Raw genomic sequence first — 11175 nt, forward strand, 5'->3', positions numbered from 1 at the left:
CTCTACCCAATGGACCGCTACGGTGGCTCCATGCAGACCAGCACCAGGGACCGGATCGTCGTCGCCGCCGCCCGCCTCCTGCAGCGGCAGGGTTACGTCGGCACAGGCATCAAGCAGATCGCCCAGGAGGCGCAGGCCACCCTCGGCTCCGTCTACCACTTCTTCCCGGGCGGCAAGGAGGCCGTCGCCGTCGCCGCGATCAAGCACAGCACCGAGGAATTCGCGACGCTCCTGCGGAAGGCGCTGGACAGCGACGACGACCCGGCGGAGGCCGTGACGGCCTGCGCCCGACAACTCGCCGACGAACTGCGCGCATCGGGCTGGATCGACGGCTGCCCCGTCACGGCAGCGGCTCTGGAGACGCTCGGCACCGACTCGGAGATCCAGCAGGCATGCGCCGACGCACTGCGCGGCTGGGAGCAGTTGGTGCACGACAAGCTGCTGGGCTGCGGTTTCCCCTCCCCGAGCGCCCGGGAACTGGCGAGCACCGTCATCTCCGCCCTGGAAGGCGCCGAAGTCACCGCCCAGGTCAACCGGAGCGAGGAACCACTCCAGGCGGCGGGCCGGCAACTCGCCCGCCTCGTACGCTCGTACAAGGTCTGAGGAGCGCCCGGCGGCTCATGACCGGGCAGGCCCCGGCCCGCCACCGATCGGCAGGCGGATGCCGCCGACCGGAGAGACAGCCCCCGGCGCCGCACCGGACAACGCCGCCCCGGGGGTCTGCGACGATGGCGCCATGGACGAGCAGGTCATTCCCATTCTGCGCGTGGCGGACGCCGCGGTCGCGGTCGCCTGGTACGAGCGGTTGGGCTTCGCCGAGCAGTGGGAACACCGCTTCGAGCCGGGACTTCCCGCGTTCGTCGAGGTCGCCCGGGGCGGGGTGCGGTTGTTCCTGTCGGAGCACCTGGGGGATGCCCGCCCCGACACGCTGGTCTATCTGCGCGTACGTGATGTCGAGGCCGTCGCCGCCGAGTTCGGTGTGCAGGCGAGCGACGCTCCGTGGGCGCGTGAGATCGAACTGCGCGACCCCGACGGCAACCGGCTGCGGATCGGCACGCCGACGGAATGACCTCGCCGTCGGCGCGCGGCGGGGAATCCGTGCCGCACGGACCGGGCTCCGGCCCGCACGCGCTGTTCGGGTGCGGCCCGGAGTCGGTCCCGCCGAGGCCGCGCGCCGGCCTTCGGCCCGGCTACGGGGTGATGTGGTCGACGACGTTGCCGAGGGAGCAGTTGTCGGCGTGGTTGCCGGTCCAGTCGCTCAGAGCGGGCACGACGGCCAGCTCCTGGATGCACACGGCCGCGGCGGTGAAGTTCCAGTTGTCGGCGGCGTTCACGCCGCCGCCGAAGTTCGAGTCGTTGTCAGCGTGGGCGGGAGCGGCCATGGCGACGGCGCAGAGGGCCGTGGCGGCAACCGTGATGATCTTCTTCATGCCCCTGCAACGAACCCGGCTCCGGCAGGACACGCCTCCCGGGGCCGGTCGGCGTACCCCGCCTCGGCTTCGCGCCACGCGTCCCGCCTCCGAGGCTCCCCCCTGTGGTCGTACGGCAGCGGGCACGGCGCGGCAGTTCCCCCGCAGGGCACGGCCGGGCTGCCGCCCGTACCGCGGCCCGCGGGCTCAGTGGAAGCCGAGATCGGTGTCGGCGCGGCAGTGGGTGCAGGCTTCGACGCCGTCGGCTATCGCGCGGGCCGCCGTCTCGCGGGAGACGGGGCGCCGGCGGTGGCCGGCCATGTGGCAGGTGCCGGTGTGGACGTAGAGGGGGCCGCGGTCGTCACCGATGCCGAGTTCGATCGTCCAGTCCGGGACCGGCGGGCGCGCGGCTTCGCCGCGGGCCCGCTCCGTCTCCTGGCGCTCGAGGTCCGCGATGCGGTCACGGACCCGCTGGAGGGCGAGGAGGAGCCACGTCTCCAGGGTGCGGAGGCGGGGCAGGTCCGGTGGGAGGTCGGTCACGGGCAGGGTCCAGGGGTGTGATTCAGGCGGCGGTGGTGACGTCGATGGCGGGGACGGCCGCGGGGCGGGTTCCGGCCTTGAGGCGCATCCGCTCCTGCACCACGTCCTCGCCGGTGAGGGCCCCCCAGTACGGGTGCGTCCCCACGGTGGCGGAGAGGTCGAGGCACTCCTGGCGCAGCCGGTCGACGGTGGCCTTCTGTTCGTCGCTCCAGCCGGGGCTGGGTTCGCGGCCGCCGGTGATCTCACCGGTGTGGGGGTGCTCGGTGCCGGGCCAGCCGTCGTGCGGTTCGACCGACCAGGGCAGGGTCCGCAGGAGCGCGGAGAGTTCTGCGGTGGCCTGGTGGAGGCGGGTCTGTGCCGCCGTGAGGTCGTGGGGGAAGTCGGTTCCAGCCATGACCGAAATACTACGCCTGTTCGATTTACTGGGTCGAGTGGCGCGCCGTGTCGACGGAGTGGCGCCGTGAACACCTGCCCGGAGGCACGGCGGGGGCGGGAGGGCTGCACACCTTCCAGCCGGTTCGTCCGCGCAGCGTCGGCACCGCCTCGACGAGGATCTTCCAGCCGCCGGACGTTGCGCACGTGCCGCCTACGGGCCTGCGGGACGGACACCCGGTCTGCCCGCCTGTCCCGCGCCCGGCCGTCGGCCCGCACGCCATCCGCCCGACGGCCCGGGGAGCGGGTTGCCGCCGCGGGACCCCCTGCCCTCGGCATCCGTTCGACTCCGATTCGAAAGCACCGGCGTCGGCTGGACGAAGGGGGCAAGTTCCGGCAGTTTGGGACCTGGCCTGTGGGCGGGGAGAGGGGAGCCATCGTGCGGGATCTGGCGTCGACGCTGGAGCACGTCCGTACGGCGGACGGGAGGCGGCTGCGGGTCGAGTGCTCGGGGGACCCGCGCGGGCGTCCCGTCTTCCTGCTCCACGGAATGCCCGGCAGCCGGGTCGGCCCCCGGCCGCGCCCCATGTACCTGTATCAGCGGGGCGTCCTGCTGATCAGTTACGACCGTCCCGGTTACGGGGGGTCCGACCGGCAGCCCGGCCGGCGGGTCGTGGACGTCGTGCAGGACGTGACCGCCGTGGCCGATGCCCTCGGCATGGACCGCTTCGCGGTCGTCGGCCGTTCCGGCGGCGCCCCGCACGCCCTGGCGTGTGCGGCCCGGCTGCCGCACCGCGTGACCCGTGCGGCCGCCCTCGTGACGCTCGCACCGAGGGACGCGGAGGGGCTCGACTGGTTCGCCGGGATGGCGGCGTCCAACATCGAGGAGTTCAGCACCGCGCTCGCCGACCCCGAGCAGTTCGAGGCCCGCCTCATCCCCCGCACCCGGTCGATCCGGTCCGACCCGGCCCGGCTGCTGGAGGAACTGCGTAAGGAGCTGACCGAGGACGACCTGAAGATCGTCTCCGACAACGGCGTCCGTTCCATGCTGCTGCGCAACTACTGCGAGGCGCTGCGCAGTTCACCGTACGGCTGGATCGACGACGCGTTCGCCCTGACCGAGCCCTGGGGCTTCGACCCGGCCTGCATCCAGGTTCCGGTGCTGCTGTGGCACGGCGCCCGTGACGCCTTCTCCCCGGTGTCCCACACGTCGTGGCTCGCCGAGCGCATCCCGCGGGCCACGTCCGTGATCGAACCGTCCGCGGCCCACTTCGGGGCCCTGCGCGTGCTGCCCGACGTGCTGAGGTGGTCGCTCGTCGACGCCTCGGCCGACGAGGCGCTCCCGTTCCTTCCGGAGGGGAGCGCCGGCCCGCCTCAGACCGCCAGCGGTTCCAGGTCGCGGTAGATCCGGCGTTCGTGCCGCGCGGAGCGGGTGATCATACTGTCGTCGCCGAGCAGCCGGTGCAGCTCGCCCACGCTCTCCTCCCGGAGGCGGTCGGCCTCCTGACGGCCCAGTGAGCGCAGGGTGAGCGCCGAGTTGGCGGCGGCGGTCAGGGTGTCCGGGTGACGCGGCCCCAGGGCCTTGCCCAGGCCCGCCACGGCCTTGGTCTCCAGGTCGTACGCCTCGTCGAAGCGGCCCTGGTCGGCCAGCACGTTGGCGAGGTTGAGGCCCGAGATCAGCGTGTGCGGATGGTCCTTGCCGAGCATCTCGCGCATGCGCGGCAGCACCCCGCGGAACACCTCCTCCGCCTCCGCCGCGTCCCCGCACCCCCAGTGGAAGATGGCGAGGTTGTTGAGCGCGCCCTGCGTGTACGGGTGTGCCTCTCCGGGGACCTCCATGTACCCGGCCAGCGCCTGGCGGGCGACCTCACGGGCCTGCTCCCGCTCGCCGGTCGCGTACAGGTCCGACGCGAGGTTCAGGTCGCAGGCGAGCCAGTCGGGATTGGGCGAGTCGTACTGCTCCCGGTAGCGCGCCAGGGTCGCGGTCGTCAGCAGTCGCGCGTTCTCCACCTGCCCCACCCTGCGCAGCGACACGGCGAGGGACTTGGCGCAGCTGAGCGTCGGGGGGAACTTCCGGCCCATGACGCGCTTGTAGTCCTCGTACACGCGGGTGAGGGCCGTCACGGACTCCTCGTAGCGGCCGGTCTCCCGCAGGTCGCGGCCGAGGCTGGCGGCCGAGCCGAGGGTGTGCGGGTGGTCGGGGCCGAGGACCTCGGTGCGGCGGTCGTAGACGCTCTGGTCCATGACGCGGGCCTCGTCGTAGCGGCCGACCATGCGCAGGGCGAGCGCGAGGTTGTTGGCCGCGCTGAGGGTCCGCTCGTGCGACTCGTGGAAGATCTCGCGGAACCCCTCGTGCGCGGCTCCGGCCAGTTCCACGGCCGACCGGTACTCGCCGAGGGCGGCCAGGTCGCTGGAGAGGCCGGACGCGGTGATGTAGGTGTGCGGATGGCTGGAACCGAGGACCTGGCGCTGCCGTTCCAGGAGCTCCTGGTCGATCTCCCGGGCCTCCTGGTAGCGCCCCTGGGCGCGCAGCACGTTGGCGAGCTGGCAGCGCATGTAGAGGTACTGCATGTCGTTCTCGCCGAGGCTCTCGCGCCAGCGTTCGAGCACCTCCTCGGCCAGCTCACGGGCGTTGGGGAGGTCACCCCGCTTCCACAGGTAGCGCACCCGGTCGATCAGCAGCCGGCGGGGCTTGGGCTCGGAGCAGTTGCGGATGCCGGAGGCGTGCAGATGGGACCAGACGGAGTCGAACAGCGGCCAGTGGGTGGGGTTGTCGGTGGGCTCGTCCCCGTCGGGGCGTGCGCCGGCGAGCACGGTGTGGACGACGTGCCGCGCCTCCTCCTGCTCCTGCTCGGACAGTTCTGAGCGGATCACGGCCTGGACCAGCCGGTGGACCTGGATGCTGCCGCTGATCTGGTCCACCTTGGCGAGGGCGAACCGTCCGATCTCCCGGATCACCCGTCCCAGGAGCAGGCTCTCCTGGAGCGTCGGGTCCCAGTCCCGCAGGGCGTCCAGCATCTCCTTGTTGTAGAGCACCCGGACCGAGATCGGTTCGGGCGCCATGAAGGCGCAGAGCTGGAGGAGCCGCACGGAGGCCGGCGACCGTTCGTTGAGGCGCTGGATGGAGACCTTCCACGTGGCGGCGACCGGCTCCGGGTAGCCGGCGGGGTGGTTGGCGCTCAGCACGTCCGTGGTCTTCTCGGTCAGCTGCTGCAGGTACTCGTCGGTCGGCGTGGCCGTCTCGGCCAGCCACGCGGCGGCCTGTTCGACGGCCAGCGGCAGATCGCCCAGGGCGTCCGCCACGCGGTCCGCCTCCTCGGCGCTCAGTCCGGGAGCCTTCCGGGTGAGGTGCTCGACGCTCTCCTCGCGCGGGAACACGTCGACGGCCAGCGCGGTCCCCTGCTGCGCCCACGCCTGGTTCCGCGACGTGATCAGGATGTGTCCGCCGGCCGGGAAGAACCGCTTGAGCGTCTCGGGGTCGTCGGCGTTGTCGAAGACGAGCAGCCACCGGCTGGTCGGTGCACCGGACGCCAGCATCCGGACGACCTCCGCGCACACCTGGGCGATGTCGTCACCGCCGGGTGCGCCGATCTGCGCACCGAGTTTCGCGAGGGAGGCGACGATGGAGTCGAAGCGCTCCGCGTCGATCCACCACACGAGGTCGTAGTCCGCGAGGAAGCGGTGCACGTACTCCAGGACGATCTGCGTCTTGCCCACGCCGCCGAGCCCGTAGAGCGTCTGGGGCTGGGGCAGCACGACGGAGATGCCTTCGCCGAGCTTCGAGCGGAGCTGTTCGAGGGCCGCGGCGCGGCCGGTGAAGACGGTGTTGCGGCTGGGGGCGTTGAAGATCGCCGGCCTGCTGCCCGGGAAGCGCGCGCCCGTCCTGGCGGCGGATGCCTCCTCCTGCGTCAGCTTCAGCGCCCGGAAGACCTTGGCGGCGCACTCGGCCTCGTCCATGCGGCTGAGGTCCACCGAGGCGGGCTCCCGGTCGGAGCCGGGCATCTGCACGGCGTCCACCCTCAGCCGTGTCACCTCGGCGTGCGGCAGGCCCGGGGCGGAGTCGGTGAACACGCGCCACGCGGCCCTCCCGTGACGGGCGTGCAGGAAGGCCTCCGAGGTGAGGAGCAGCGTGCGGGTGGCCGGGTCCGGACGCTCCGGGACACTGATCGACACGTCGTGCAGCGTCAGCTGCGAGCAGTACGGTTTGAGAGCCCCCTCCAGCCACTCGGCCCACATCCGGTCCTCGCCCGCGAACACGACGAGGACGTCCGCCGCCAGGGTGGCCGGCATGCGGCGGGTGTAGGCGGACAGGCAGCGCTGCCGCACCGGCTCGGGGATGGTCGGCAGCCGGGTCACCTCGCCGTCGGAGACGACCGTGGTGAGGCGCTCGAAGGCGGACAGCAGCGAGCTCGACACGCCGGCCCGTTCGCCGATCGTCGCGAGCGTCTCCTCGTAGGCGTAGTAGGGGCGGTACGGGATCTCGACCGCGCCCCAGTACTCGTCCATGAGCGCCGGGGCGAGCGGCTCGCCGTCCGTTCCCCTGGGCAGCCCGGCGAACTTCAGGCGTGCCAGTGCCCGTCCCGCGTCGACCTTCTCCTTCTCGTGGTCGTCGACACGCATCGGTACGGGGAGCACCCGGATCCGCCGGTCGCGGTAGTCGGCTTCGACGGTCCGGGCCACGGCGGCGCCGCCCTCCAGCGCCTGGTCGCTGAGGGTGAAGCAGTCGACGAGGACGTCGGGCATCTGGATGGTGCAGATGTCGGCGCTGTCCGACAGTCCGGTGCGGCTGTCGATGAGGACGTAGTCGTACGACTCCTTCATGTCCTCGCGCAGCGCGTCCAGGAAGACGCCGCCGCCGAGGCGGTCGTAGAAGTTGTCCCACTCGAAGGAGGACACGGTGCCCGCGTAGGCGCGGTTCTGCTGTCCCGCGGACAGGAAGTCGAGCGTGCCCCCGTCGGGGAACGACAGGCCGAAGGGTTCGGGGTCGAGTGACACCGCGTGCCGGCCGACGCGCGCGTACTCGCGGTGCCAGGCGCCGGAGCGGTGGTTGCTGTTGGTCGCCGCCCACGAGTACTCGGTGATCATGTCGATCACGCCGTGGGTGGCCGCGAGTGTGCTGGGGTCGAGGAACGGGTGGAAGAAGCGGTGGAGCCCGGGGGCTTCGAGGTCCCAGTCGACGGTCAGCACGCGTGCGCCGTTGGCGGCGAGGATCCACGCCGTGTTCGCCAGGGCCATGGTCCGGCCCGTGCCGCCCTTGTACGAGTAGAAGGTGATGATGCGTCCACTCCGGCGCGCCGTCATGCCGTTCCTCCCTTGTCGGCCCCTGACGCGCAGGGGGATTCACCGGCCGGCGCGCGGGGCGGTGGGCCGGCGCGTTCCGGGGTCGTGCTGTCGCGCGGCTGCCCCGCCGGCCGGTGCCCCGGGGCGCCGGCCGGCGGCATCGTGCGGCCGACGTCCCCGCCGTGCCCCACCCGGTTCTCCTCCGCGCGGCTGGTTTCCTGCCGTCTCCGCCTGTATCCGGACATCTCACGCCGAGCGGCATCCACAGTGTCCCGCATCCCCGCGACGGTGCACGTCTTTCCGGCGAATTCCCCCTCGGTGCGCAGACCGCGCGGGAGCAGCGTTCCGATCGCGGCGAAGTCGCCGTCGTCGAGCTCGATGTCCTCGTAGGAGACCCACCCGTCGCCCGTCACGCAGCGGTAGGTCCGGGTCGGCGGCGGGGGCGTCAGGCGGTACTCGGCGAGATGGAGGGCGCTGCACGCCGCGAACCCCACCCGGAAGAGCAGGATCTGCGCGTCCAGCGCGTACAGCGGCGCCAGGGGGGACCGTTCGCCCAGGTGGCACGGCAGGTCGTGGACGGCGAGCAGGTCGCGGGCGCGGGGGCCGAGCGCGGCGAAGGAGGTCTGGGGGTGCGCGCTGCGCACCGCGCCGGGGGTCGATCGCACGCAGTCGGCCAGCGCGCCGACGGCGGGACACGGGGTGACGTCCGGGTCGAACGGGGGCATGCCCGCCCGGTAGGCGGCCCGCCCGCGGTCCGTCAGGTGCGCGGTGAGGGCGTGGTGGCGGTCGGAGGTGTCGGAGTTCTCCGGGGTGAAGGCCGGGGTGACGAGCGTGCCTTCGGGGCCGAGGACCCGCAGCAGGGCGTCGCGCACCGCGGCGGGGGCCAGGCCGGTGCCGCTCAGGGAGGCGTGCGCCAGCACAACTCCCGCGTGCCGGACGCCCAGACCGCGCAGGAAGCGGACGAGCCGGGTGCCGTCAGTCATGCAGGGCCGTCCATTCCGCGCGCAGTTCCTCGGCCAGGTGGACGCCGTTCTCGGTGAGTTCGCGCGGAGGCAGGCCGGACAGTTCGCTCAGGGCGCGGCCGGCCAGCAGGCGCGCGGGACCGGCGTACGGCGACGAACGGGCGGCCGCGCCGATGTGTTCGCTCGCGAGGTCGAGGAGCCGCTCCGCCGGGCTGCCCGGCAGATGCAGGTCGACCACCTCGCGCAGGGCGGCGAGCCGCGCCCTGCGGCCGAGCCGGGGCAGTTCGCGCACGAAGTCCTCCGGCTCGACGTCGACCGCCACCCCCAGCGCGCCGCTGCCGCAGGTGCCCAGGTGCAGCCCGGCACCGGCGGTGAGCGGAGTGACCGTCGTCGCCGCAGAGGCGTTGGCGCCGTCCCGCCAGCCGGGCTCGCGTTCGTCGAGGAGGCCGTAGGCGGTGGCCAGCCGGCCGCGGAACTCTTCCAGCGGGCCGGGGTCGAGCGGTGGGGTGGCGGCCGCGGGGAAGCAGTCACGGAACGGGTCGGCGTCGTCGATGGACAGCGTGCGGCCGTGGCCTCGGGACAGAGACGCCAGTGGCCGCCACGTCCGCAGCACGGGTGGCGGGGCGCCGGGCACGCCGGCCTGTGGGCCGCCGCCCACCCGGAACCCGCCCGAGCCGATCCGGAACTCCACCCACCCGGCCCGTGACAGCAGCGCGGTGCCCAGGGTCGGCAGGTGGACCACGGGGTCCGGCTGCTCCCAGCACAGGTTCGCCTCGACGCCGGCGCGCAGCGCCGCGGCCGCGGCGGCCGCCATGAAGCGCGGCAGATCCGCCGCCCCGTCCCAGGCGTCCATCAGGGACGGGCGGAGGTAGGGATGGGAGACGACGGCGTCGAGGTGGGGTGCCGTTCTCGCGTCGGCGTCCAGGCGGACGAGGAGCCGCCATGCCTCGTCCCAGCACGCGTCACCGGCGAGCGAGGTGTTCACCTCCGCGAGCAGCGCCCTGTCCAGTCGCAGCCGCGCTCGGCCGAGTTCGCCGGCGCCCGTCACGGCCGGGGCGAGCGCCCGCTCCGTGATCCGCTCCGCGATGCCCTCGATGAGGGCGCGCAGGTCGGTGCAGTACACCGACGGGTTGCCGAAGCCCCGGCCGCTGCGGTAGCGGTGGGCGTACAGTCCTCCGCCGCAGTCGGCCAGGACGCGGCACCGCCGGCAGGTCTCGCTGAGCGCGCCGGGGCCGGAGGGGACCTCGGTGCCCTCGGCGAACTCCCCCAGGCTGTGCCGGAAGACGTCGTACCCGGTGGCGGGTGCGCCGTCGTAGACGATCTTGAGCGAGTCGGACCGTGTGATCGTGCCGTCGGTCTCGACGACCGCGATGCCGCCCGGGGGGAGCCCCAGGGCCTCCGCCAGCGGGGGGCCGCCGCGCAGCGTGCTGAGGATCGAGTCGAAGGTCCGCACGGGCACCGGGCGCCCCTGCTCGTCCCAGCGGTCGAAGATCCGCAGGAGCCAGTCGGCGTACGGCGTGGACACGCCCGCTCGCCCCGGAGGCGGTGGTACGTCCCAGGTGGCGTGGGGCAGAAGGTAGTCCACGAGCGGCGGTTCGAGGGCGGTCAGCGCGTCGTGCACCACGACCGGGTCGTTGGCCACGTCGACCGTGCACAGCAGCCCCTGGAAGAGGTGTCGGTACGGGGGCAGACGGAGCAGTTCGATGCCGCGCCGCACCCGGTCGAAGCTGCTGCGGCCGCGGTGGTCGAGCCGGTGCCGGTCGTTCGCGGCCCGGTCGCCGTCCAGGGAGAGGCCGACCTTGACGCCGAACTCCTCGAACACCGTCAGATGGGCGCGGTTCAGGCGCACCCCGTTGGTGTGGATGTGCAGGTCGAGGCGGGTCACCGGGGCGAGGGCGCCGGTGAGCTCCGCGCAGATCGACCGGAGCCGGTCCGGGCCGGCGAGCAGCGGCTCACCGCCGTGCAGGATGACCGAGACCGACGGGAGACGCTGCTCGTGCGCGTATTCGGCGAGTCTCCGGGCGACCTGACGGACCGTCTCCTCGGCGATCAGCGGCGGCGTCCTGCGCCAGCTCTGGTCCGCGTGCCGGTAGACGTAGCAGTGGTCACACGCCAGGTCGCATCTGCTGTGGACCTTCAGGACCAGTTCCCGGATGGTCACCTCCGTCCCCCTCGCCCACAGCGCCGTGCGACGGCCCGCCCACCGGGCTAGAGGGCGGAGTTGAAGGTGCGGTGCGTGCCGGCACGGTCCCTGGCCGGGACCCGCGCCGATCGCCGCACGGCCGCGGTGAGCTCGGTCCCGCGGGTGCGGATCTCCGCGAGCGGTGTTCTTCCGGCGGCAGGGGCTTCCGTGAGGGGCTTGACTGCGGGTTTCATGACCGAGATCTTCATCTGCGTCGGTTTCACCTTGGTTCGGGGCCGTCTGCCCACACACCGGGGACGGCGAGAGTCCGGGGCTGGAGTGGATCTGGTGCGCGGAGACGTTTCCGCCGAGCATGACCGTCCCATCTTCGCAGCCCCTGTACGAGGTGGGCAATGCGTGTCGCAAGATCCTCTGCGCAAGGGCTGATTTCCCGTCAGGTGTCCCGGGTTCCTGGCGGAAAGCCGTACGG

The 11175-nt window shown here is 72.8% G+C and carries 10 protein-coding genes; 3 read left to right on the forward strand and 7 right to left on the reverse strand.

Annotated features, from left to right (window positions below; genetic code table 11):
- Nucleotides 1–30 precede the first annotated feature (30 nt).
- On the forward strand, nucleotides 31–603 hold the full coding sequence (locus EAO77_RS30820; protein WP_147991622.1) for a TetR/AcrR family transcriptional regulator: 573 nt from the start codon (nucleotides 31–33) through the stop codon (nucleotides 601–603).
- Between the two features lie 133 nt (nucleotides 604–736).
- On the forward strand, nucleotides 737–1069 hold the full coding sequence (locus tag EAO77_RS30825; RefSeq protein WP_147991623.1) for a glyoxalase superfamily protein: 333 nt from the start codon (nucleotides 737–739) through the stop codon (nucleotides 1067–1069).
- A 121-nt stretch (nucleotides 1070–1190) separates the two neighbouring features.
- Here EAO77_RS30825 and EAO77_RS30830 read toward each other — a convergent pair whose 3' ends face one another.
- The 3 genes from EAO77_RS30830 to EAO77_RS30840 all read right to left on the reverse strand — a co-directional run bounded on the left by EAO77_RS30830 (nucleotide 1191) and on the right by EAO77_RS30840 (nucleotide 2343).
- Entirely contained in the window at nucleotides 1191–1430 is a 240-nt protein-coding gene (locus EAO77_RS30830) for a hypothetical protein (RefSeq protein WP_147991624.1), read from the reverse strand.
- 186 nt (nucleotides 1431–1616) lie between these two features.
- Nucleotides 1617–1949: a DUF6233 domain-containing protein gene (locus tag EAO77_RS30835; RefSeq protein ID WP_147991625.1), complete on the reverse strand. Its 333-nt coding sequence runs from the start codon at nucleotides 1947–1949 to the stop codon at nucleotides 1617–1619.
- A 22-nt stretch (nucleotides 1950–1971) separates the two neighbouring features.
- Nucleotides 1972–2343, reverse strand: coding sequence for a hypothetical protein (locus EAO77_RS30840; RefSeq protein ID WP_147991626.1), 372 nt, complete (start codon nucleotides 2341–2343; stop codon nucleotides 1972–1974).
- Between the two features lie 417 nt (nucleotides 2344–2760).
- Between EAO77_RS30840 and EAO77_RS30845 the strand changes: the two genes are divergently transcribed.
- Nucleotides 2761–3726 (forward strand): alpha/beta fold hydrolase, encoded by a 966-nt coding sequence (locus tag EAO77_RS30845; RefSeq protein WP_147991627.1) that lies wholly within the window; start codon nucleotides 2761–2763, stop codon nucleotides 3724–3726.
- Here the strand turns inward: EAO77_RS30845 and fxsT are convergent.
- Genes fxsT through EAO77_RS40545 form a run of 4 tightly spaced genes read right to left on the reverse strand, consistent with a single transcriptional unit; the run spans nucleotide 3696 to nucleotide 10939 of the window.
- Nucleotides 3696–7622, reverse strand: a complete 3927-nt coding sequence (gene fxsT, locus EAO77_RS30850; RefSeq protein WP_147991628.1) for an FxSxx-COOH system tetratricopeptide repeat protein — start codon at nucleotides 7620–7622, stop codon at nucleotides 3696–3698. The two genes, EAO77_RS30845 and fxsT, sit on opposite strands and share 31 nt — an antisense overlap.
- On the reverse strand, nucleotides 7619–8584 hold the full coding sequence (locus EAO77_RS30855) for an AAC(3) family N-acetyltransferase (RefSeq protein WP_147991629.1): 966 nt from the start codon (nucleotides 8582–8584) through the stop codon (nucleotides 7619–7621). Before EAO77_RS30855 ends, fxsT begins: the two co-directional genes overlap by 4 nt.
- Nucleotides 8577–10724 carry a radical SAM/SPASM protein FxsBH, inactivated beta-hydroxylase extension form gene (gene fxsBH / locus EAO77_RS30860; protein ID WP_261994209.1) on the reverse strand — a complete coding sequence of 716 codons (2148 nt, stop codon included), beginning with the start codon at nucleotides 10722–10724 and terminating at the stop codon, nucleotides 8577–8579. Before fxsBH ends, EAO77_RS30855 begins: the two co-directional genes overlap by 8 nt.
- Nucleotides 10725–10771: 47 nt before the next feature.
- Nucleotides 10772–10939 (reverse strand): hypothetical protein, encoded by a 168-nt coding sequence (locus tag EAO77_RS40545; RefSeq protein ID WP_261994210.1) that lies wholly within the window; start codon nucleotides 10937–10939, stop codon nucleotides 10772–10774.
- Nucleotides 10940–11175 lie beyond the last annotated feature (236 nt).

The organism is Streptomyces sp. T39 (assembly GCF_008042045.1).
In the GTDB taxonomy this organism is placed as follows: Bacteria; Actinomycetota; Actinomycetes; order Streptomycetales; family Streptomycetaceae; genus Streptomyces.

Bases quoted from the DNA above. Each gene is read 5' to 3' on its own strand.
- EAO77_RS30820 (WP_147991622.1), top strand. From the start codon at position 31: ATGCAGACCAGCACCAGGGACCGGATCGTCGTCGCCGCCGCCCGCCTC.
- EAO77_RS30825 (WP_147991623.1), top strand. From the start codon at position 737: ATGGACGAGCAGGTCATTCCCATTCTGCGCGTGGCGGACGCCGCGGTC.
- EAO77_RS30830 (WP_147991624.1), bottom strand. From the start codon at position 1,430: ATGAAGAAGATCATCACGGTTGCCGCCACGGCCCTCTGCGCCGTCGCC.
- EAO77_RS30840 (WP_147991626.1), bottom strand. From the start codon at position 2,343: ATGGCTGGAACCGACTTCCCCCACGACCTCACGGCGGCACAGACCCGC.
- fxsT (WP_147991628.1), bottom strand. From the start codon at position 7,622: ATGACGGCGCGCCGGAGTGGACGCATCATCACCTTCTACTCGTACAAG.
- EAO77_RS30855 (WP_147991629.1), bottom strand. From the start codon at position 8,584: ATGACTGACGGCACCCGGCTCGTCCGCTTCCTGCGCGGTCTGGGCGTC.
- EAO77_RS40545 (WP_261994210.1), bottom strand. From the start codon at position 10,939: ATGAAACCCGCAGTCAAGCCCCTCACGGAAGCCCCTGCCGCCGGAAGA.